Below are 23,786 nucleotides of genomic sequence, written 5' to 3' on the forward strand. Positions count from 1 at the left end.
CGCGTCCTGCGCGTGCGCGTCGAAACGGCGCGCCGCTTCGGTGTCGGGATGCCGGCCATCGAACGTCGACTGGCGCCGGGTAATCGTCGCGCCCCTCCCCCCGGCCCTCACGCGCGCTGGCACAACCATCCGGAAGCCGCCATCGTCTCGACATTGTTCACGTTCGTCATGCTGATTTCGAACAGATCGCGGCCGGGCATCACCGGAATCCTGACGGTCATCCCGCAGCGGTCGTCGCCCAGCGGCTTCAACAGCTGGTAGTTGGTATGGGTGCCGCCGTCGGTGCTGTAGGCGAACACGACATGGCCCGGCAACGCGTCGAGGCTGCCGAGCGAGACGCGCAGCTTGCCGCCGGAGAACACCGACAGCGCCGATTCGTTGATCACGTTCCACGACGTGTTCACGCGCGCCTGCCAGGCGCCATCGAGCGCCGGCAGCGCCTGCAGTTGCTGCGCGTACGGCGCGACGCGGAACACATAGCCCGAGCCGTCGACGACACGCTTGGTCAGATACCGGTTGCTCACCGCGTTGCCGGCGTCGTCCGTGCCGGGCAGGATATCGAACCGGTACGACACGGCATCGCCGTCGCTCCACCACCAGCCGTCGCTGCGGTACACGTATGGCGCGGCACTTGGCGCAACGTCCGTCCAGGTCGATCCGTCCCATGCCGTCAACGCGAGGCTGCCGTCCGCGTTCACGGCAACTTTCATCGGCACCGATTCATTGCCGTAGACGCCGCCGACCGCGGACACATCCGGCGACGCAGCCGCCGGCGGTACGGCGACATTCACCTTCGCGGGGGCACCGGCGATGCTGCCGTCTTCCTGCAACGCCTGCAGCAGGATCCCGGGCGCGATGCTGCTCGCGTCGTAACCCGTGCTGCCGGTGATCATCAGCGCCATTTGCGCGGCGGGCAGCACGTAGAAATGGCTGGAAAAGAACTGCGTGCCGCCGCTCTTGTACGCACCCGAGGCGCCGGCGGCACGCAGGACCGGATCGTCGACGTCGTCCCAGCCGAGACCATATGCGTACGAGTAACCGAGCCGGGTCGACTTGATCTGCCACCGGTCGGTCTGATCCGTCAGCATGTCGGCGATTCCCGCCGCCGACGCGATGCGCTGCCCCTGGAACACGCCGTTGCCGATGAACAGTTGCGCGAGGTTCATCATGTCGAGCGGCGTCGTCGACAGGCCGCCGGTCGCGTACGGATTCGCGAATTCCTGTCCGTACTGGGTGCCGTTCGCGTACGCCAGCGCGAACTGGCCGCGCGTCGGCACGCTGGTCAGGAAGCCGGAGCTCGTCATGTTCAGCGGCGCAAGGATGTTGCGCTGAACGAAATCGGTGAAGCTCAGGCCCGTGGCGGCCGCCACCACCAGCTCGAAGATCGTGAAGCCGTCGTTGCAGTACACCGCGAACTGGCCCGGCGGATGATTCAGGTGTTCGTTGGCGAGCGCCTGCTGCGCGACCGCCGCATAGCCCGGAATCGGCGCATACGAGAACATGTTGTCGACGTTCTGGCCGGGCAGCCCGGACGAATGCGACAGCAGATGACGCGACGTGATCTGCGCGTACTGCGGCGACAGCATGGTGAACGACGGCACGTACCGGACAATCGGTGCGTCGAGATCGATCAATCCGCGATCCTGCAGGATCACGCCGGCCAGCGCCGCGATCACCTTGGTCACCGAACCAATGTTGTAGCGCGTCGTCGGCGTGGCGGCGACCGCCGGGCTGACCGACGCATTCCCGAACGCCTGCGCCCACACGACCTGATTGCCCTTGAGCAACGCAACCGAAATGCCGGCGAGGCTTTGCGGACGGGCATCGAGCGCGGCCTGGATCGCTTGCCGCCCCGCCGCGATGGTGGCGCCATAGGTCGACTGCTGAATCGTATCCGCGCCGCCGCAACCGGGCAGCATCGCGGACAACAATCCCGCGCCCGCGTATTCGAGGAATTGCCGGCGGCCGGCGCTGGAAGGCGCCGCGTCATGGCGCCGGTCGTGTGGATCGCGTGTATGAGCCATATCGCCTTCTCAGGAAACCTGCTGTGCGGCACGCCGCGCATCGCGCGTCGTCAGGGAACTGCCGTCGGGACTCCAGCCCGGCGGCCGGATCAGGTACTGGATCGCGGTGTGCACGCTGTCCGCCTTCGCGAGATCGCGCGCGATGTTGCGCCACTCGTAGAACGCGATCCTGAACGGATTGTCGGTGCCGATGCTCGACGTCAGCCCGTAGTGCGGCGTGAATCGCTCGGGCGTGTACGACCGGAACAGCCGGTCCCAGATCATCGTGGTGCCGGCGTAGTTGGTATCCAGATAGTCGAAATCGCTCCCGTGATGGACACGATGCTGCGACGGCGTGTTCAGCAGCGCCTCGAACCAGCGCGGCATCTTGCCGATCGCTTCGGTGTGGATCCAGAACTGGTAGATCAGGCTCACCGACTGCATGAACAGGATCATCTTCGGATGAAACCCGACCCAAGGCATCCACGCCCAGAACAGGAACGATCCTGTGATCGTGCCCGTCCACGTCTGGCGCAACGATACCGACAGGTTGTACCGCTCCGACGAATGGTGGACCGAATGCGATGCCCAGAACCAGCGCACCTCGTGACTCAGGCGGTGGAACCAGTAGTAGCTGAAATCGTCCGCGAAGAAGCACAGCACCCACGCCCACCAGACGTTCGTCGGGATCGTGAAGATCCGGTGCGCATACACCCCGCTCAGCACCGCCAGCACGAGTCCGCCGGTCAGCACGCTGGCGACGAACGCACCGACCGCGAGCGCGAGGTTCGCCAGCGTGTCGCGGGTCCGGTACAGCGACCGGCCGAGCACCGCCGCGAGACCGATTTCCACGGCGATCAGCACCGCGAAGGCCGGGAACGCGGCCACCATGATATTGGGCAGATTTTGCATAACCGTTGCGCTCCAGGCGGGCGGGCGACGAGGCCGCGCCATGGCCGTTCAGGAATTCGACCGCGAGCAGCCGGTCGGCTCATGCGCAAGGTGAACGCGATTCAGGGTGCAGGCACGGCACCCTGTCGCGATGCTTTCAGAAAGGACGACTCCCGGAAAAGGATCGGCCGCATTGCGACCGATCGGTTTTTCCGCGATGTCAGGCCGTGCCGGCGCCGTGCCGATTCGATCGGACGTGCGGCCGAACCGTGGGTTGGTCTCCCCGGCTGTCCAGGCTTTCTTCGATACCCCGCGCGACTGTTCTTTTACGACTGTTCTTTTACGATTGCCAGCAGGTGCGAAGGTACTGCACCCGTTTCGTTTGGGAAATACCGCATATGCAGTAGTGCAGCCGTCGCCGCACCGGCTGCCGCCGCGAACGCGTCGCATTCGCGTGTCGGCGCAAGCGGGCACGATGCCATCATCACCATCACGCGATCACGCTGACGCGTCGATCAAGGTCTGCATTTCCTGCGGGTCGAGCGGCTTGTGCATCACGCTGAAGCCGCTCGACGACGCGGCATGGATGCCCTCCGGCGACGTATCGCCGGTAATGATGATGGCCGGTATCTCGCGTTCGATGACACGAAACACACGGTGGACGACATCGGCGCCGGTCACGTGCCCCGCCAGCCTGAAATCCGTCACGATCATGTCCAGTTCCGTGCGACGGGAGGCGGCAAGCTCGATCGCGCGCTCGAGCGATGGCGCGGCGATGACGGCATGCCCCCAGGTCTGAAGCAGCGTCTGCATGCCGGCCAGCACGTCGCGATCGTCGTCGACGACCAGGATGGTTCTGCGCGTCCGCCCACGCCCGATGTCCGCGCCCTTGCCCGGCCGATTCGCACCGGCGTCGCGCGAGCGCACCGGTTCGGCCATGGCCAGCCGCACCGAGAACAGCGAGCCGCGGCCCGCTGTCGAACGCACCTGGACGCTCGCCTTGATCAGCGCCGCCGTGCGCTGCACGATGGCCAGCCCGAGGCCCAGCCCCTGCTCCCGGTCCCGCGCCGCGTTGCCGATCTGGTAAAACTCCCGAAAGATGTTCCGCAGTTGGTCGGCCTCGATGCCGATACCGGTATCGAAGACCTGGATCTCGACGTTCGTGCCGCGCCGCCGGCAGCCCAGCAGGATGCCGCCGCCCCGGGTATAGCGCACGGCATTCGACAACACGTTCGACAGGATCGTGTGCAGCAGCACCGCATCGGTTTCCAGCCAGATCGCGGTCGGCCGGATCCGGAGCGTCAATCCCTTGGCCTGCGCGGCCTGACGAAACTGGTTGTCCAGCGCATCGAGTTCCTGCTGCAGCGGAAAGCGGCGCGGCTCGACAGCGATCACGCCCGCGTCGAGCCGGGAAATGTCCAGCAGCACGTTCAGCAATTGCGACATGCCTTTCAGCGCGGTCCGGAGCCGCTCGGCGATGTCGTCGAGTGCGCGTCCGTCGACACTCGGTGCGCGTGCCATCGCGCGCAGCGTCGCGATGTAGAGGCCGAGCGCATGCGTCGGCTGACGCAGGTCGTGGCTGGCGGCGGCCAGGAATTGCGATTTGCTGCGATTGGCGAGTTCGGCGCGCTCCTTCTCCTGCGTCAGTTGCCGGATCAGGTCGACGTTCTCGAAGCGCAGCGACACGGCATCGCGCACGGTACGCTGCAGCGTCCGGCTGAAGGCGAGATTGACCGCGAGCAGGAAGAGCGACAGGAAACCCAGCACCGAAAACAGCGCGCTGCCATACGCGAACGACCGGATCGCGAACGGCAGCACCGTCGGCAGCGCGTAAGCCACGTAGGTCGGCCACCACGACGAGAGCGACGCCACCGAGCCGCCGGTCATGCCGGCCAGCACGATGCAGATGAGCGCCGTCACGATCGTGTTGTCCGGCGAAAAGAACAGCACCCCCATGGCGCCCCACAGGCAGCCGGACGCGCCCGCGAACAGCATGTATTTCCGGGCGCGGCGCCTGGCCGTCGCGGCAGGATGCTCGCCTGCGCGGCGATCCCGCCAGACCATGACCGTGCGGATGGCGGTCAGCACGCAGATCGCCGCGGCCCACGCGAGCAGCGCGTGCCGCGACACTTCGTTCCACAACAGAAAGGTGGTCAGGCTGACCACGGCGATGTTGCCGAACAGGATCGGCGGAGACTGTCGGTACAGCGTATTGACCAGCTCCAGCTGCACGTGGGCACGATCTTCTTGCGCTATTCTTGTTGCCATTTCAAAATCGCGTGGCGGATCCGGCGTTGGACTGGTCGGGCGTCGATCTCGCCCGCCGCGTGACACGTCGCAACGGGGTTGCATCGTATTGTCGCAAAGGAATGAGCTTCCGGGTGCCCCGGGAGAAGGCGAAAGAAAAATGAAAAAAATCGTGCTTGCCGAAGACCACGCCATTATTCGCGACGGGCTGAAGCTGCTGCTGAAGACGCGAGCGAACTGGACCGTCGTGGGGGACACCGGCGACGGCCGGATGGTCGGTCAGCTGGTGTGCGATACGCAGGCCGATTTGCTGCTGCTCGATCTCGACCTGCCCGGCTTCCCCGGTATCGACCTCGCGAAGCGAATCAAGGCGCAATCGCCGCAGACCCGGATCCTGGTGGTCACGGGCAATCAGAACCCGGCGACGGTCCGGGCGGCCGTGGCGATCGGCGTCGACGGCTACATGCTGAAACACGAAGATGGCGACGAGCTGCTGCGTGCCGTGTCGCTGGTGCTGTCGGGTATCCGTTATTTCAGCGACTCGCTCGCCCATGTCCTCGAGCACACCGGCGCCGACGCCGCACCACCGGTGACGGCGCGAGAAAAGGAAATCCTGGTGCTGATCGCCAACGGATACTCGAGCAAGGAAATCGCGATCAAGCTCGATCTCAGCGTGCTGACGGTACGCAAGCATCGACAGAACCTGATGTCGAAACTGTCGTTGCACAACGTCGCCGAAGTGATCGCGTATGCGCTGCGCGATGGCCTGACCGTGCTGCCGCTGTCCGACGATGCCGGCGCGGACAGCGGCGTGATTCGCGCGCTCTCGCCCGCGCCGTGACAACAACGGGCCGGCGGAACGGCGAACCGCTCCGCCGGACATGACGCGCCGGCCGCAGCCGGCCAGCCGCCCGTCACCGGTCGTATTCGAGCGCCTCCGTGAACAGCGTGTCGACCGTATCCGACCAGCTCAGGTTCACGAACGAGAAGTCGGTGCTCCCCGTCCAGCCGGCCACCGACGGAAACGCCACACCCTGATCGCCCGGCACGTCGAGCGTCATCGCGGTGCCCGGCTGGGCCGGCAACGCCCGTGCGGAACCGTTGACGAACGTCGGCGACGTCTGCCCTGCCGCGGTGGCGCGAATCTGCACGTTGCCGCGCTTGACGAACGGCAGCCCCGCTTTCGACGTCCAGCTCAACGGGAACGTCGCGCCACCCGCAAACGTGCTGGCGGACCCCGGCGTCAGCCTGTCGCGTGTCGACTGCGCCACGTCGTGCCACGTGTACTGACGCAACGCATCGGGCAACGGCGACGGCGTGCGCAACCGGACCGTATAGTGCCGGGCCGGCGCCGCCGTATTGCCGTTCTGGTACACGTCGATCGTGTAGGCGCTGAACGGCTTGATATCGGCGAGCTCCGCGGCGCTCAATTGCGGCTTCGCCCACGCGGTGTTGTTGCGCGGCGCATCGCCCGGCCACGAAAACAGGCCCTGGTTCGCCGGATCCTGCGCGACCCCCGCCAGGCGGAAATTGTTGCGGCACTGCGGATTCTTCGCCAGCGCGGCAAGCTGGGCCGGCGTCTGCCCGCTCGCGATCTGCGCGCGGATGTTGAGCGTGTCGCAGGTGCCGCTCGACGGCTGCAGGAACACGCCATTGCGCAATCCCGGGCCGTTGACGATCGCGAAGTCCACCGCGGTGCCCGCCGCATCGACGGTGCCGACCTGCAAGTTGAGCGAATCGACGAACGCGTTGGTGCCCGTCGACGGATTGGCCGGGTTCAGCCAGTCCCACTTCTGCGCGTTCGCGTTCACCTTGCTCAGCACCGCGCGTTGATTGCCGACCACGCGCCAGCCGGTATCGCCGCTCGCGAGGCTGCTCGCCCGGACGGCGAGCTGCACATGCTGCTGCATGCCGTCGCGAATGCCGTCGGCGCGCGTCCACGCCAGCTTCACCCACATCGTATCGCCGGCGACGACGCGGATCACCTCCGGCAGGCTGAAGCCGGCATTGTTCATCGCATCGTCGGCGACGATGCCCGGCGCGCCGCCGCCGGCTGGCGCGCCGAACTCCTGATCGACCGACATGCCGTTGTTGAGATAGGCGGCCGGTACGCCGGGGTTCAACGCACCGGACGCGACGTCATCGACGAAAATCTGCCCGCATGCCGGCACCTTGCCGCCGGTGCGCGAAGCGCCGGTCGAACCGGCGAAGCACTGGTTGAGCGCGCTCTGCAATCCGGCCAGATCGCTGGCGCTCGGCAGGTTCGACACCGCGACGCCGTTGATGGTCGCGGCGGCCGGCAGGCTGGCCTTGTCGCTGGCCTGCGGCGCGACGCCCGGCGCGAGCTCGAGTTGCGCGGGCGTATCGCTGGACGCCCCTGCCACCGAGCTGATCTGGACGCCGCCATTCGGCAACACGTTGATCTTCACCTGGTCGAGCAGCCGGTCGAGCCCTGGTGCACCCGCGGTCAGCGGACCGGAAATCAGGTCGACGCCCGTATTGCCGGTCGCGGCCAGCAGGTCGGCCAGCACGGCGGAATACGCCTGCACCGTGCCGGCGACGGCCTGCGCGGTGACCTTGCTCTGCAGCAACCCCGTGTCGCCCAGCAGCTTCGTCGGGTTGTCGCCGACGATCGTCGCGGCGATCGCGTTCGTGATCGGCGTGATGTTGATCGTCTGCGTGCCGCCGGTGGCGCTGAGCGCGATCAGCGTGGCTTGCGAATCGGCGACGTTGCCATAGGCGGACAACGCGAAAGGCGCGGTCAGGCCGGTCACGGTGCAATGAAACGCGCCGGTCGCGGCGTCGGCCGGACAGCCGACCGATTTGCCGGTCGCATCGACCAGCGTCACGGTCGCGCCCTGCATCGCCGCGCCGGCCGCCGCGACACCGCTGACCGTCTGCGCGGCAGGCTCCGGAGGGGACGAAGACGAACTGCCGCCGCCTCCGCAAGCAGACAGCACGAGCGCGGCAATACCGGACACGACAGGTTTGAGTTTCATTGTTGTTCCCCGAGAGTCTTGTGATTGTCAGGTGCGCTGCGCACCGCGCACGCACGCTGAGTGACGGGGATTCTCGCAAAGGCGATTTGCGCCATCATCATCCAGGTGAATGAAAGTCGCGAAACAATGCGACCTTGAATGCAATTAACCTGTGTTAGCCTGAAACAAATTCGGTATTCGAATAAATATCGTCATACAAAAACATCATATACAACGATTACGAGTCGGCGGGGGGCATGCATGCAACGAGACCAGCTCATCGGGGATCTCTATGAGGCCGCGCTGCATCCGGACGGTTTTCTCGAGATATTCCATCAGGTATCCGAATCGCTTGGCGCAAACGTCTTTCACATGTTCAGCTGGGACACCGCGCGCAATGCACCGAAATTCTCGATCTACTCGCCGCGCGCGGAGCTGGACGCGGTCGTCGCGCTCTACGATCAGTACTACGGCGCGCTCGATCCGCGCCGCGGCTTCGTCGAACATGCGCCGCTCGGCGAATTCGTGTGCTGCCAGGATCACCTGACCGAACGCGATGTCGCGCGCAGCGAGTTCTTCCAGGACTACCAGATTCCATCGGGCATTCGCTATCTGATGGGGGTGCGCCTCGCGCGCCCGGGCAGCGACGACATTCTGCTCGGATTGCTGAGGGCCCACGGGCGACCGCCCTATTCGTCAGACGAACGCGCGACGCTGTCGGGCATGGCGGTGCATCTGCAACGCTCGATCAACCTGTGGCAGGACGCGCGCATTCTGCATCGAGACGCGATGCTCGGTGCCGAACTGATGGAGGAACTTGGCTTGTCCGTGTTCGCGCTGGACCGGCATGCGCGCGTCGTATTCGTCAACCGTGCAGCCGAATCGATGCTGCGCGCGACCACCTGCCTCAAGATCGAACACGGGCACCTGAGCGCCGCGGGCGCGCCGCAGAACGAAGCGCTCAAGGCGGCGCTGGCCCGCGTCGCGAAGACCCGCAAGAGCGAGAGCCTGGCGCTTTCCGGCACCCTGAGCGACGCGCACGAAATCTTTCTCGGCATCGCGGCGCTGTCCGGTCAGGCGCTCCACGCGACCGTCGGTGACGCGACGATGCTGATCACGGTCAGGCGACGCAACGCAGCGCCGCTCGTCGTCGCGCAACAGCTGCGACAGGCGTTCGGCTTGTCGAGTGCCGAAGCCGCGGTTGCGGAAGCGCTGCTCAGCGGCAAGACGCCGGACGAATGCGCGGCGAGTGCCGGCGTGTCGCTCGCGACCATTCGCACCCAGTTGCGCGCGATCTACGAGAAAACCCATTCGCGCAATCAGGCCGAGGCGGTCGGACGCATGCTCTGGGTGCTCCCGCAGCGCAAGCGCGAAGGCTGACCGCCGCCGCCGCGGGTCAGCCTTCGCCGCACGGAATTCACCCGACGACGACCTGCTGCCCCGGATCGATCTCGCCCGGATGGCTCGCGAGGTTCCGGTTGAGCTGCAGGATCTCGTTGAGCGCGACGTTGATCCGCTGACCGTCCGGCATCCGCTGCTGTTCGTCGGCCGGCACGTGCGCGGCGGCAAGCAACGATCCTTCGTGACTTTGCGCGATCGTCCACAACGAATCGCCGGCCGCCACGGTCACCGTGAGCGGCGTGGGCGTGGGCGTGGGCGTAGGCGTGGGGCTCGGCGAGCCTGTCGAAGGCTGCGCCGGTTGCGATGGCGTACCGGACGGCTGCGTGCTCGCCGGCGCGGATGCGGACGGCGACGGCGTTGCAGACGCATTCGGTTGGGCCAGCGTCGTCGTCGCGCCGGGCGACGGCGCGAACGATGCGCCGGGCGCCGGCGTGCCGGCATTCGAACCCGACGGTTTCGGCGACGACCCCGGCGGCTTGTGCTGATCGTCCGACGCGGTCGCCGACGTGTACAGGCTGATCCCCTGCATGATCCCGAAGATCGCCACCGGCGCCAGCGCGATGCCGGTCGGCAAGCGCTCCATCCACGGCGTCGCGTTCGGGAAATGCGAATGCAGGCGACCGGCGCCGAGCAGCGCGCCGGACATCGCGGTCAGCGTGCCCGTCACCGGATCCACCGTCAGCGCGGTATGGACGCCGGTTGCGATGCCGACCGCCGAGGTCAGGTAGTCGCCGGTCGCGCTCGCGATCCGGGCGAGTTGACTGCGGTTCTCGGCGTTGACGCCGCGCAGGCTGCCCTTGTAGACGATGCCGGTGTACACCGCGCTGAACGCGCCGCCGATCGCCTGTCCGCCGGCCAGCCAGTCGCCGTGCGTGATCGCCCGGAACGCATTCATCGTGATCGAGCCGCCGTAGCCGCCCAGCGCCAGCACGCGGCCGACGCGGCCGACCGAATGGCGCGGGCTGCCGTGGTGCAGCAGCTTCAGCGACGTCCCGCCGACCACGCCCTGCATCTGCGCGAGCATGTCGGCGGCGATCGCCTTCGTATGCGCGACGGTATCGTCGAACGACAGCATCCCGCCGTCGTTCAGCGCGCGCAGCTGTGCAGCCATCGCCTTGCCTTCGTGCGCGATCTGCTCGAGCTGCGTGCCGCGTGCGGTCACGTCGAAACCGTTCGCCTTGAGCTGTGCCTGCAGCCCGCGCACGAGCCGGTCGACGACGCGGTCGAACACGCGCGGATCGCCGTTCTTCAGGCTCGCGACCGCGCCGTGATGCAGCGCCTGGAACACGCGCCCGACCCGCAGGCCCGCGTACAGCGAGTTCGTCGCGGTGCGCACCGACTCCCGGCCAACCGCGACGAGCACGCCCGCGCCGGCGCCGCCGGTCACGGTGGCCGCCGCGATGTCGCCGGCGATCCGCCTGGGCGACGGCGGTGGCGTGTTCTCGCCGATCGGCTCGTCGTGCACCCGCAGCGCATGCAGTTCCGCCTGCGCGCGCTTCGCATCGGGAATGTCGACCTGCGCGAGCTGGGCGGCTTCCCGGCGGCTCGCGCCGATCGGCTTGGTGCCGTCGTTCAGCAGCGCCGGATCGTGCACGACCGCGCGCCAGTGGTCGAGCGGGTCGGCGGCGGCCGGCCGCTGGCCGGTGGTCACCCGGTCGGGCACGCTGCTACCGTAATCGGCCAGCCAGCGTCCGCCGAACGTGCGCGCGCCCTCGTCCGTCCCGGTGCGCGGCGGGTTGCCGTCGGCGTCCCACAGCGGCGTCGCATGCTCGATCGTCGCCTTGCGCGCCTGGTTCAGCCAGACGGTCGTGTTGCCTTCGTAGATCTTCTGGCGCAGCGCGGCGATGTCGGCGGGCGTCATCCCGTCGGCGGCACCCAGCCGCTCGACTTCCGCGAACAGCAGCTGATGCTGGTTCGCCAGCGTCTGCCGGTCGACGCGCTCGAACACGCGCGTCAACGCATCGGCGCCGTGCAGGCGGTTGATGATCTCGGGCCGGTTGCGGTTCTCGACGATCAGCTTCGCGAGCGCGCCGGTGAGATCCTGGTTGCCGATGAAGTCCGCGCCGTGCGTGCCGTACGACAGCCCCATGTGCACCCATTCGAGCCCCTTGCGCTCGAGCACGGCGCGCAGCAGCTTCTCGTGCCCGCCGCCCGGCACCGATTCCGGCACCGCATCCCAGCCGTGGAACGTGACCATCACGTTCGGCGCCTTCGTGCCGGGATGCGCGTTCGACCAGCGTTCGAGCGCGGTCATCACACGCACGTAGTCGTGATACGTGTCGTTGGTGCCCGACTGGAACCGGTAGTCGGTACCGGACACGAGCGCGCGCGACGGTGCGGTCTCGAGCCGGATCGCGAAGCCCGTGCGCGCGGCCTCGTCGAGCCACCGATGCAGATGCGCGAGATCGTCGAGCGCGAGCGCCGTGCCGTCGGAGTCCGGCGCCGGATGGATCATCCCGTTCTCGCCGTCGAACACGGCGTGCTTCTGGTCGCCGAGCGCCCGCACCGCGCGCAGGAAATCCGGATCGTGCGCCTTGCCGAGCACCGCCGCGAGCGAATGCGGATCGATCACGAGCGTGACGACCGGCATCACGCCGCCGTACCGCTCGACGAGCGCGCCCATCAACGCGGGATCGTCGCTCAGCGAGAACGAACGCGCCATCGGCACCATGCGATCCTGCAACGCGTCGCTCGAGCGCGTGAAGATCTGCCGGATCCGCTTGTCGGCGACGGTCGCCGCGCCCAGGTTGCGCGTGCGCGCCCGCAGCTTGCCCGGCACCGGCAGGAACCGCGACGCCGAGGTGGACACGTCGCGCGCGACGTACAGCTTGTTGAGCAGCGTGCGCCACATGCCCACGTCGACCATCACGGCCTGCGGCTCGCCCTTCAGCACGAGGTTCACGTCGCCCGGCCGTTGCGCCTGCTTGTTGTACGCCTCGATCTGCTGGTGCGTCGCGAAATACTGCTCGGGTTTCGCCGCGCCGTTGCGCAGGCTGAACTCGACGGAGGTCGCCGACGACAGCCCCGGCTGGTACGGTTCGATCGACAGCGGCTCGGGCGCGGTACCCTTGGTCCCCAGGCGCCGCAAGTCCGCGAGCACCTCGTTGTAGCCGTGCCGCGTCCGGGCCGCGAGCGCGCGGAACGGCGCCGAGTGCAGGCCGCGCGCTTCCGCATCCTTCCATTGATCGTGCAGCGCCTTCGCACGCGCCTGGAGCGCGGCGACGCGCGTCGGCCGCGCGCTGTTCAGGAAATCGCGCGGCGACAGTTGCGTGAGCAGGAAATGCACGTCGGTGCCGAAGCGGTCGTTGCCGATCGGCATGGCGTCGAGCGGCACGCCCGGGTGGTTCTTGTCGTTGGCCTGCGGGATCTTGTCGAACCAGCGCATCTCGCCGTCGCGCTCGGCGATCAGGCCGACGGGATCGCCAACCGCCTCGGCGATCGCGCCGTCGGTCCTGAACACGTAGATCACATGGCGGCCGCCGTCCAGCGCGCCGTTGCGGATCGCGGTCAGCAGGTGCGACACGCTGTTGCCGCTGAAGTCGACCGCGTTGAGCGCGGACTTGTCCGACGGCAACAGATGCGGATCGACCGGCGCCAGCGGCGCGGCGTTCGCGTCATCGCCCTGCTCCGCGCGCGTCAGCGGACGGCGCACCGGCACGATCGACTGGAACAGGTCGCCGGCGGAGCGGACCGGTTTCTTCTCGACGGCCGGGGCCGCCTTCGCCGGCCGGAACCCGCCGATGCGCTCGACGGTGGCGGGCGTCACGTCGCTGACGACGAAGCGAATCCCGCGGCGCGGCGACCGCCCGACCGGAATGCCGCCGCGGCGGCGCCGCCGGAATACCGTGCGCAGATCCTGCTCGGGAATTTCCGTATCGCCGAGCGACGCCTTCTCGACGTATTTCCATTCGTGGTTCGTGTTGCGTTGCGCGTAGCCGAGCACCTTGCCCGTCTCGTCGTCGACCACGTGAATCCAGCGCTGCTCGCCGGAGACCGCGCGCACGGCCTGGCGCGGCCGCTTGAAGACCGGCGCGTCCTGCAGCTTCGACACGTCGCCGGCGAGCGTCGTCTCGATCGCCTGGCCCGACGTCGTCACGTCCCACGACGTCTTGCCGTCCGGCGTCTCGATCTTCGACGGGCCGCCGAACGCCACCAGCTCGTCGTGCGCGACCGGCGACACATGGAAATCGAACTTGCCGCGTGCGCGTCGGCCGCCGCTGTTGGCGTTCTCCAGCGCCTTGGTCAGCGCATGCGGCACACGCGCGCCGTTCAGCATCCGCACCGGGCCGAGCGCGCCGTTCGCATCGGTTTCCAGAACCGCGACGAAGGGCGGCGGTGTGTAGGTCGCGGCGGCGCCAGGCGGCTCGTGATGCGCGGTGATCAGCACGTGCGCGTTGGGGCCCAGCTGCCGGGCCAGCCCGTCCAGCGTGGGCGCATGCCGGCCGTCGACACGCGTGAGCGTGCGTCGGCCGAGCGTGTCGAGCCAGGCCGCGGCGCGCGCCTGATTTTCGGTCTCGACCGCCGCGGCACCCTGGGGCGCGGCAGGCGCCGCTGCGTGACCGGAAACGGTAGCCGGCGTTGCCGCGCCGGACGGGTTGCCTGCCGGGTCGCCGGCCGTGCTCGCCAGACGGCCGGCCGGCCCCGCGTGGCCGAGCATCGGCCAGGTCGGGCTGCCGTCGACCGCGCCGAGCGCGCGCGCGCCGCCGGCATGCACGGCCGCATAGCCTTCCGGCAAGCCGGAGCGATCGATGCCGACGAGCCGGTACGACACGTCGCCGGTCGCGGCGTCGCGGGTGCGCACGACGTACATGTCGACGCCGGCCGGCTTGAACAGCGTGCCGCCGTCGGGCGTGGTGATGCGCAGCGCGCGCGCCGGATCGTGGCCGAGCGCCGACAGCAGCACGACGTCGGCCGGTGCGGCGGCCTCGACCGCGGCCTGGTTCGCGGTGGCGCTGGCCGCGACGCGTTCCGCCGGCGTCAGGTCGCCGTGCGCGAACGCGGCGTCGTCGGGCAACGCATCAGCCGGCACGTACGCATGATTGCGCGGCCCGGCATGCGCCGCATCGAGCGCCTGCCCGAGATCGTCGTGCGCGATCGTCCGCACGCCTGGCGGCAACGCGAGCGGCGCTTCGGCGGCCGTGCGGGCCGTCGCGTGCGCTGCCGATGCCGCGGCGTCCGGCACCGTGCCGCTGAACCGGAACCAGCCCGCCTCGGGATCCAGCGCGCCCAGATCGGTGCCGCTGCCGAGCACGATGCTGCCGTCCTGCATCACGAATTCGACGCGCAGGTTCGTCAGGCCGGCCGTATCGAACGCCTGCATCACAGCGTCGATCACGCCGGTCGGCGCGGGCCGGTCGAGCAACTCGCTCGGCCAGTGCAGGCTCACGGTGCCACCTGCCTGCGTCACGCGCGCGGCATCGCCGATCACGCCCGGCCGGTCGGCCAGCGCGGTGCGGAACGGATGGTCGAGCGTGACCGATTCGAACGTGTCGTCCGGAATCGGCGTGAAGTCGTAGCCGGGATCGGCGAACGTCGGATCGGGTACGCGCGGCACCGTCGGACGCGCCGGCCGATCGGCCGGCGGCCGCGCCGCCGTGCGCGCGGCGGTCGGCGCAGGTTCCGCATGCGGCCCGGCGGGCAGTGCCGGACGGCCCGCACGCGCGGGATCGCCAACGAAGCGCTGCATCGGCAGGCGATCGGTCTCGACCTCGCCGGTCCGGCGCGTCCCGCGCACGGTGGCCGAGCCGTCCGGCTTGACGAGCAGGATGTCCTGCGGCGCCCAGACCGACGTCGGCCGCCCGGTGAGCTCGGACAGGCGCTGCGCGAGCGCCGCCGCGAACGTCCCGCTCGCGGCCCGCACCTGGCCCGGCGCGACGCGCAACGGGTCGTGCTTGTCCGACCCGCTGAAACAGGAATACAGCGTCACGTCCTGCCCCGGTTCGAGGTGCGGCGCGACACGCTCGGCCACCTCGTTCGGCGTCACCGGCCGGCCTTCCGGGCCGAGCATCGCATCGGCCGACATGCCGTGTCCGAACACGACGTGATGGCCCGGCGGCGACATCAGCCCGCGCGCGCCGATCGGATGCAGCGGATCGCCGGCCGGCATCAGCAGCGTGTCGGCCGGACGCAGGAATTCGGGATGCTGCGTTGCGTCGACACCCGTCACGTCGTCGAAACCCTGTTGCAGCACCGAGTCGCCGTGGATCGTCGTCGTCATCACGCCGTCGTTGGCGATCGTGCGGTCCGTATAGACGCGACTGTTCTTCCGGTACGTCTTCTGCGGAATTCCCGACAGGCCGTCGTCGGCTTCGGCCTCGGCAGCCTGCTCGGTGCGCGCGGCCCACTCGTCCGCCGTGAAGATCCGCCCCGGCTCGACGTCGACGACCGGAACCGGCACGTAGACGGGCGGCTCGCCCGCGTCCGGCTCGGCCGCGAGGCGCGGATGCGGCTGCGGCCGGGGCTGCGCGGGGTCCGCGCCGCGCCGGCCGCTATCCGCGTCCGGATCGATCCGCGCTTCGATCGGGTGCACCGGTTCGACCGGCGCATCGCCAGGCGAGCGCGTGTGCGCCACGGGCTCGCCCCGCTGCGCGAACACCATCGGCGGGTCGCTGGCATCGGGCGCCTCGGGCAGGTGCAGATAGAGCCGCGTCGCGACGTCGGGATCGTGCGCCGGCACGACGATGTCGTCGTCGATCGGATACAGTTCCAGCGCACCCGTGCCGCGCACCGAGTTGGACGTGATCGACGCGATCACGGGCACCTGCAGTTCGTACGCAAGCTCCTGGGCGAACGAATAGCCGCCCGCGCCGAGATAGCATCCGGTCAGCAGCACGCCGTTGCCTTCCGTATAGGCCCGATCGTCGAGCAGCTTGCGCGCGAATTGCCGCGGCGAAATCGTGCCGCCTTCGGTGACCGCGGCCGCGCTATCCAGGCTCACGTCGCGCGGCTTCGTGCCGTGCGATTCGGCGATGTCGAAGCCGGACACCTTCAGGAACTGCCGCGCGGTCGCATGGCCCAGCAGGTTCACGACGTTCGAGCCCGGCATCGGCCGCAATTCCAGCGGATTGATGCGAACCGGCTGCGCGCCGCCCGGCGAAAACTTGCCGTTCACGTCCGGTTCGATCTCGAAACGCGCGAGCCGGCGGTTCGGATTGGGGATCGCACGCTGCCATCCGGCCGCGTCGTCGTCGCCCAGCCGGCCGAATACCGGCGCCTGGATCAGGTCCGCGAACTCCTGCAGCAACTCGGGATCGGCGCCGCTGCGCGGCCCCTCCAGCGCGATCGGCGTACCCGGCGTATAGCCTTTCCACGCCAGTTCCTCCAGCGCGTGCGTCATCTCGAGCGCGCTCGCCGAGCGGCCGCTGCGCGGATTGATGACCGCGCCGCCGCGATTCGTCAGCACGCGCCACACGTAGACACCGAGCGGCACGCGCACGTCCGGCGACGAACCGCGGCCGCCCCAGCGATTCGACACCGGACGCGGCGCCACCGTGCTCCAGTCGACCGCGTGCGCGCCCTGGTCGATGACCGCCAGCGCCGGCGAGAAACGATAGGTGCGCGGCGCATGCTGCACCGAATGGTCCGGCTTCCCGGCGAGACTCGGGGCGCCCGGCTCCACCACGATGCCGGTCGTATAGCCGGAGTCCGGGCTGCCGTCGCTGCGATAGCGCGGCGAACGCCACGCGACGAAGCCGCTTGCGCCGTACACGTCCACGCCGAGCACGTTCGCGAGCAGTTGCGCGAGCGGACTCACCCGCGTGCCCGCGCCGCACGCATAGAGGATGACCGGCGATTGGCCGTCCCAGCCGCTCTGGCGCACCATCTCGGCCAGGTCCTCGGCGCTCATCGGCTTGCCGGTCGCGCTCGCGAACGCGTCGGACCACGCATGCGCGTACACGGCGAAGTAGCCGGGCGGCACCGGCATCAGCGGCCGCTCGCCCGCCGGCAGCCGGTTTTCGGGCTGGTCCGGATGGTTCGAATAGATCGCGAGGTCGGCTTCGCGGCGCGGATACGCGCCCCATTGCGTTTCGCTCATGCCGAGCGGCGCGTTGATCACGTCGACACGCCGGCCATTCTCGGCGCGGATCAGCGGTTTCGCGGGATCGAACCCGCGCGGGTACAGCACGCGCAGCGTGCGATCGTAGGTATCGTTGATCGACAGCGTCAGCGCGTCGCGGGCGTCGCTGAGCCCGACGCGAGCGACCACCGCTTCGGGCGGCACCGTGCCGTCCGCGGCGATCGCGCCATGGTCGACCAGCGCGACCTGGTAGCGGCCCGCCGCCACGCCGCCGCGGGCGACCATCATCGCGTCGTGGTACGACGCGTAACGCGTGACGCCGATCGTGCCGTCCTCGTCGGACGCGGCGGCCGCCAGCTTCGCCGGATCGCCCCCGGCAGCCGCGCGCCGCGCATCCGCGTTCGCCGCCCGGATGTCGTCCGGCAGGTTGCCGCGTTCGGTCGAGGGCAGTCCGTCCTCGTCGGGATTGCGCACGTTCCCTTCGCCGTCCTCGAGCGAGTACACGTAGTATTCGACGTCCTCGAGGCGGTTGCCGCTCTCGAGAATCGATCCGACCACGCCGCCCAGGATGTCCGGGTCGGCCGCGACATGCGCGGGAATGCTCCACGACGCGGGGCGTCCCGACGTTGCCGGCGTGCCGGCCTTGGCCGGTGTCGCGTGTTCGCCCGCCAACGCATCGGCAATCGCCGGCGTCACTTCGCCGTCGATCCCTTCGGCGTCGGGCGCGAGCCGCAGCAGGATCGCGTCGTCCGGCGTGCCCTGCGTGCGGCGTGCCCGCAGCCACGCGGTGAATCGCGCCCGCAGCCCGCCTTCCGCCGGCGACACCGGCGCGCCGCCGTCGGCGGGTTCGCCGAAACTGGCCGCCTGTTCCTCGGCATGCTGCCAGGGATTGCCGATCTCGCCGACCGCGAGACGCTGGTTCGCCAGCCCGTTGCCGAGCAGCGTGTTCGCCACGTCGATCGTGATCGGCCTCGGCATCGACGGCGGCGCGGGCGTCTTCGTGATCGCGCGGATCGGCCGTTCCATCAGCGTGTGGGAACCGAGGCCCATCTGCGCGACGCCGATCCCGAGGTTCAGCAGCTGCTGCGCGCGATCGGAATCGGACATCGCGTCCCAGTTCTTCACGAGCGACGCGCCCTGGTCGACCATCTGGTAGCCGCCGATCAGGCCGCCCGAGACATTGAACACGCCGGCCGCGCGGCCAGTCGTCTGCGCGACCGACTGGAACGCGTCGGCTTCCTGCGCGAAACGGCCCAGCCCGGCGACGTCGGCCGTCACACCCTCGCCGCGCGATGCCAGCGTAATCATGTCCGAGACCTGCCCCGTCGTGCGCAGCAGCGACGAAGCCTCCGCGAGCGACTTCGCCGCGACGCCCAGCCCGCCGCCCGCGATGCCCGCGCCGCTGCCGATCAGGCTGATCCAGTCGCCGCGCGCCTGCGCATTGCCGAAGCCGATCGACTGCCCGTGATCGCTCAGATTGTTCAGGTCGCCGATGGCGGCCGGCACGCCGACCGCCATCCCGGCGCCGACGGCGGTCCACGCAGCACCGAGCATCAGGCCGCCGACCGGCGCGCCGATCCCGCTCGCGACCAGCACGACACCGCCGGCCGCGGCGAGAATCCCCGTGCCGATCTCGAGGTAGTGTTCGGCGTGCTGGTACCACTCCGTCTTGTGTGCGTCGATCGATTCGTACTGCGAGAAACCGCCGGTCGCGGAACCGTTCGTCAGGCTCTTCGGCACGTACAGCTGGCCGTCGTCGGACAGCGCATTGTTGTGCTGGTAGTCGTCGACCGTGTCGTACTTCCAGCCGCGGTCGTCGATCAGCTTGTACTGGTCCGGATGGTTCGCGACCTGCACCTTGAACAGCACGCTCGGCGCGGTACCGGTCCCCTTCGACACGTAGTAGATCGGCACCAGCGACACGACCGCGTGGTCGCCGCCGACCTTGCGGATCTGGTCGACGACGGCCTGGATCATCTGCGTCGCGGCAGAATTCTTCGCGTACAGCGACTGGCTGTTGACCGCCGTGCCTACCGCGGTACCCCCCTGCAACTGCCCGTTGCTGACGATCAACTGCTCGAGCATCGCCATCGACGGCACGTCGTTCCGGTCGGTCGGGATCGCGCCCGGGTCGTCCGGCTGGATCCCGAGCCCCGCGCCGACGAAGTTCGTCATCTGATCGGAGCCGGTGGTGAACGTATAGGACTTGTCGTCGAAGTTCTTCTGGAAGTCGTCGAAATACGCCTTCAGCTGCTTGTCCGGATCGGCCTGGAACGCCTTGTAGCTGGTGCTGGCGGCGTCCTTGTTCTGCTTGTTCCGCGCACTCTGCGTGCCCTGGTCGTAACGCAGCTGGAAGTCGTTCGCGAAGCCCGCGCGGAACCGGTCGTCGTTCTGCATCTTCGACAGCAGCGCCTTCGACAACGCCGGATCGACGCCCGACGACAGCGCCTGGCGCACGCTGTCGAACCCGTAGCCGGCGTCGCTGCCGCGCAGCGTGTAGATGAGCGTCTTCGCATTGCCCTTGTCGTCGAGCAGCCAGTTCGCGACGTCGTCCTCGCGCTGCACGGGCACGCCGCTCGCGGTCGGCTGCTGGTCGGCAAGGCCGACCGCCGTGCTGAGGCCCTTGTAGAACTCGATGCCGTCGCCATAGGGCTGCGGTGTGCCCGTGTTCGACTGCGTCCACTTGTTGCCGAAATCCTTCTCGACGGTATCGAGCACGACGCCCGCGAACTCGGGCGGGGCATTCGCGAGAATCTCCTGCATCCACTTGCCGGCCTTGTCGGCATTCATCCGGCCATCGGAACGCGCCTGCATGCTGGCCTGATCCGTCGCCTGCGAATCGGGCTTCTGCATCAGCGGATCGATCTGCGAATGGATGAACTTCGCGTCGAAATGCGGCTGGCCGGCCTGCGTCCACAGCGCCTGGCGCTCGTCCAGCGAGAACGACGCGTTCATGTTGGTCTTCAGTACCTGCAGCGCCGCGCCCGGATTGCTGCCCGGGTCCTGCATCAGCTGCGCGACCTGTTGCTTCGTGTACTGCAGCCGCACGTCGGGCGCCGCCGCGAGCAGCGTCTGGATCTTCTGATAACCGGGATTGTTCTTGTCCGCCTGTGCCTTCGCCATCGCATACGCGAACACGCCGCCGGCCTGGTCGATCTGCGCGTTCAGCGCCTTCGCGTCCGTGTCGCTCAGGCCGTTCGTGCTCACCGGGATGCCCGTCATCTTGACGAACGCTTCCGCGAGCGGATTCTGCTGCGCGAGCGCCTTCTCCTGCGACGACAGGTTCGGATCGTTCGGATCGACGGTCACGCCGGTGTCCTGCAGCAGCGCGAACGTGACCGGGTCGGACTGCGCGAGCTGCTTCATCTGCGGCGACAGCGACGGATCGTCGGGGTTGATCGTCGCGATCGTGCGCTTGAGCTGGCTTTCCTCGCCCAGCGCGTCGACGAGGCCGGTGTACCACATGCCGTCGTGATTCTGCTTCACCGACGCGACGACCTGCTTCTGCTCGTCAGCCGTCACGTAGGTCAGCGCGGTGTCGTCGCCGCCCGTCACGACCTTGTCGTACTGGCTCTGCGCCTGCGAAAGTTCCTGCGTGATGTCGGCCTCGTCGGCGCGGCGCAGGCCGCCCGGCTCCTTCTGCCACGCCGCGTAGTCGGCCTTCGCGTCGTTCAGGCGCAGCGTCGCGGCCGACGTGCTGTATTCGTGGCGCAACGCGGTGGTGAGCGCCGTGTACGCGTTGTTGGCATTCGTGTCCGCCGTGCTGGCCGCGTCGCGCAGTTGCGCGCCGACCTCGGGATCGGCACGCCGGACGCCGCCCGGCAACGCGTTGTACTGCTGCACGTCGGCGTTCGCGGCCTGGTCCTTCTGCATCGCCATCGCGAACTGGAACGCCTTCACGCTGGTCGCCCGCTCGGGCGCCGACTCGGCCGACACCGCCTTTTGCGCATCGTCGAGCACCGAGCCGAGCACCGGATCGTTCGGCGATGCATTGCGCAGATCCGAGGCCACGCCCGCGATCGCCTTGTTCGTATCGCCGCCGCCGTCGGCCGCGACGCGCATCTGGTTCTCGACGGCCGCCTGCACCGAACCCCATGCCGCTTCGGCCTTCTTCACCTGGTTGTCGAGATCGGCCTGCGACGCGCCCTGGTCGTGCAGGCGCTTGAGCGTCGCCATCTCGGCCTGCGCGAGCTGCAGCAGGCGCTGCGTCTCGGCCTGCGCAGCCGCGAGCGCCTGCTGTTCCGGCGTCTGCGCCGGCGGGGTGCTGCCTGCCCCGTTCTTCGGTGCCGGATCGTTGTCATCCTGCGGCTGCGGCACGTTCACCGGTCCGCCCCCGCCCACAGCCATCAACACCATGTCCGTTCTCCTGCGGCATGCGTGACGTGCCGGCACAGCGGAGCGGCAGGCGGGCCACGCGCAATGGTCCATTGTGCCGAACGGGCGCGCGTGAAAAAGTCGCGTATTACGTAGTCGCAGCCCCGGTTGCGGCGGCGCGGGAAGACGCACGCTACGAACGCAATGCCCCCGACGCGACGATTCGGCCCTTGCCGCTTCCGCCGGCAAATTTTGCTGGTGATCGCGCGCCGGGTCATAAATACCTGCTGCCGCCACCCGGCGACATGCGACCTTGCATCGGCGCGGCGGAGCCGACGCAGCCCTGCCGCTTGCCCGCCGCTAGCGCGCACCCGCGACTGTGCATTGGTCCCGTGCATGCGCCGCAACCCGGCCGCGGCGCGATGACGCGATTCCACGCGATTTCGCAGAGCACCTTTCCTGTGCAGCGCCTTAATCGACGGTCGAACGATCTCCAATAATGGCGGCTCGATCCGTCGGCCGGCGCGCCGACGCGCCCCCCGGCGATCGGGCCGGAGACCAACGATAAGAAATCCTATGTATTCCTGCAAAAACAGCCGACCCGCCGGCGCGCGCGTTGCCGCGCCGCGTGCCGTCCGCCGCGACCGTCGTAGCGGCGCGCTCCCGGGGCCCGTGATTGCCGCCTGCGTGGCCGGCTTCCTGATTCCGTGCGTCGCGCGAGCGCAGAGCAGCGTGACGCTGTACGGCCTGATCGACACATCGATCACCTACTCGACCAACCAGCGTACGCAAGGCGCCGGTTCGCCGGGCAGCGGCGGCGTCGCGCTGACGAGCGGCGCGTTGAACGCATCGCGCTGGGGGCTGCGCGGCCGCGAGGATCTCGGCGGCGGGATGGCGGCGGTCTTCACGCTCGAGAACGGCTTCTCGGGCACGACCGGCAAGCTGTCGCAGAAAGGCGTCGACATGTTCGGCCGCCAGGCGTGGATCGGCGTGAGCTCGCGGACGGCCGGCACGCTCACGTTCGGTCGCCAGTACGACCTGATCCTCGATTTCGTGACGCCGCTCGGCGCGTCGGGCCCCGGCTGGGGCGGCAACCTCGCGGTGCATCCGTATGACAACGACGATTCGAACCGCAACCTGCGCATCAACCACGCGGCGAAGTACACGAGCCCGACCTATCGCGGACTGACGTTCGGCGCGCTGTACGGATTCTCGAACACGGCCGGCGCGTTCTCGAACAACGCCGTGTGGAGCGCGGGGCTCGGGTACGCGAACGGACCGCTGAAGCTCGGCGCCGGTTACCTGAAGATCAGCCGCGACCGCAACGCGCCGAACCCGGACGGCGCGCTGAGCACCGTCGACGGCTCGGCGACGATCACGGGCGGCAACCAGCAGATCTGGGCCTTGGCCGGCCGCTATGCGTTCGGCCCGCATTCCGTCGGCGCCGCGTGGTCGCACTCGGCCACCGACGGCGTGAGCGGCGTGCTCCAGGGCAGCGGCATCACGCCGCTGAAAGGAGAATCGCTCGTCTTCGACAACTTCACGGTCGACGGCCGCTACTTCGTCACGCCGGCGTTCAGCCTGGCCGCCGCGTATACGTACACGATGGGTCGTTTCGACACGCGCACGGGCCAGACGCGCCCGAAATGGAACCACGTGGTCACGCAGGCCGACTACGCGTTCTCGAAACGCACGGACGCGTATCTCGAAGCCGTCTATCAAAGCGTGAGCGGCGGCAACGGCAATCCCGCGTTCAACGCGACCGTCTGGACGATGACGCCTTCGGCCAACAGCAACCAGGTGGTGGTCGCGCTCGGGTTGCGGCACAAGTTCTGACGACGCGCCCGCGCCGGCATGGCGCATCATGCATGCGCGGCACATGCCGTGGCGTTCGCGCAAGCAACAATGCGCCGTGCGTCGTTTCCACGCAAAAAA

At 68.6% G+C, this 23,786-nt stretch carries 8 protein-coding genes; 3 read left to right on the plus strand and 5 right to left on the minus strand.

What is annotated here, in order from left to right; translation table 11 throughout:
- Positions 1-107: 107 nt before the first annotated feature.
- From DIE06_RS04185 to DIE06_RS04195, 3 genes are all read right to left on the minus strand, one after another.
- Positions 108-2,024, minus strand: a complete 1,917-nt coding sequence (locus tag DIE06_RS04185) for a serine hydrolase (protein WP_124660260.1) — start codon at positions 2,022-2,024, stop codon at positions 108-110.
- A 9-nt stretch (positions 2,025-2,033) separates the two neighbouring features.
- Positions 2,034-2,915, minus strand: coding sequence for a sterol desaturase family protein (locus DIE06_RS04190; protein WP_124660261.1), 882 nt, complete (start codon positions 2,913-2,915; stop codon positions 2,034-2,036).
- Between the two features lie 477 nt (positions 2,916-3,392).
- Positions 3,393-5,399, minus strand: a complete 2,007-nt coding sequence (locus DIE06_RS04195; RefSeq protein ID WP_260433533.1) for a hybrid sensor histidine kinase/response regulator — start codon at positions 5,397-5,399, stop codon at positions 3,393-3,395.
- Between DIE06_RS04195 and DIE06_RS04200 the strand changes: the two genes are divergently transcribed.
- Positions 5,302-5,982, plus strand: coding sequence for a response regulator transcription factor (locus DIE06_RS04200; protein WP_124660262.1), 681 nt, complete (start codon positions 5,302-5,304; stop codon positions 5,980-5,982). The two genes, DIE06_RS04195 and DIE06_RS04200, sit on opposite strands and share 98 nt — an antisense overlap.
- Positions 5,983-6,055: 73 nt before the next feature.
- Here DIE06_RS04200 and DIE06_RS04205 read toward each other — a convergent pair whose 3' ends face one another.
- Positions 6,056-8,140, minus strand: a complete 2,085-nt coding sequence (locus DIE06_RS04205; protein ID WP_124660263.1) for a hypothetical protein — start codon at positions 8,138-8,140, stop codon at positions 6,056-6,058.
- Positions 8,141-8,380: 240 nt separating this feature from the next.
- Here DIE06_RS04205 and DIE06_RS04210 point away from each other — a divergent pair, with 240 nt between their 5' ends.
- Complete coding sequence (locus DIE06_RS04210) at positions 8,381-9,499, plus strand: helix-turn-helix transcriptional regulator (protein ID WP_124660416.1); 1,119 nt, start codon at positions 8,381-8,383, stop codon at positions 9,497-9,499.
- Between the two features lie 37 nt (positions 9,500-9,536).
- On the opposite strand, the gene DIE06_RS04215 is transcribed toward DIE06_RS04210, so the two are convergent.
- Positions 9,537-21,893 carry an LWXIA domain-containing protein gene (locus tag DIE06_RS04215; protein WP_124660264.1) on the minus strand — a complete coding sequence of 4,119 codons (12,357 nt, stop codon included), beginning with the start codon at positions 21,891-21,893 and terminating at the stop codon, positions 9,537-9,539.
- A 534-nt stretch (positions 21,894-22,427) separates the two neighbouring features.
- Here DIE06_RS04215 and DIE06_RS04220 point away from each other — a divergent pair.
- Entirely contained in the window at positions 22,428-23,687 is a 1,260-nt protein-coding gene (locus DIE06_RS04220) for a porin (protein WP_124660265.1), read from the plus strand.
- Positions 23,688-23,786 lie beyond the last annotated feature (99 nt).

Origin of the sequence: Burkholderia sp. Bp8998, from assembly GCF_003854235.1 — a bacterium.
Lineage (GTDB): Bacteria > Pseudomonadota > Gammaproteobacteria > Burkholderiales > Burkholderiaceae > Burkholderia.

Bases quoted from the DNA above. Each gene is read 5' to 3' on its own strand.
- DIE06_RS04185 (WP_124660260.1), bottom strand. From the start codon at position 2,024: ATGGCTCATACACGCGATCCACACGACCGGCGCCATGACGCGGCGCCT.
- DIE06_RS04190 (WP_124660261.1), bottom strand. From the start codon at position 2,915: ATGCAAAATCTGCCCAATATCATGGTGGCCGCGTTCCCGGCCTTCGCG.
- DIE06_RS04200 (WP_124660262.1), top strand. From the start codon at position 5,302: ATGAAAAAAATCGTGCTTGCCGAAGACCACGCCATTATTCGCGACGGG.
- DIE06_RS04205 (WP_124660263.1), bottom strand. From the start codon at position 8,140: ATGAAACTCAAACCTGTCGTGTCCGGTATTGCCGCGCTCGTGCTGTCT.
- DIE06_RS04210 (WP_124660416.1), top strand. From the start codon at position 8,381: ATGCAACGAGACCAGCTCATCGGGGATCTCTATGAGGCCGCGCTGCAT.
- DIE06_RS04215 (WP_124660264.1), bottom strand. From the start codon at position 21,893: ATGGTGTTGATGGCTGTGGGCGGGGGCGGACCGGTGAACGTGCCGCAG.
- DIE06_RS04220 (WP_124660265.1), top strand. From the start codon at position 22,428: ATGTATTCCTGCAAAAACAGCCGACCCGCCGGCGCGCGCGTTGCCGCG.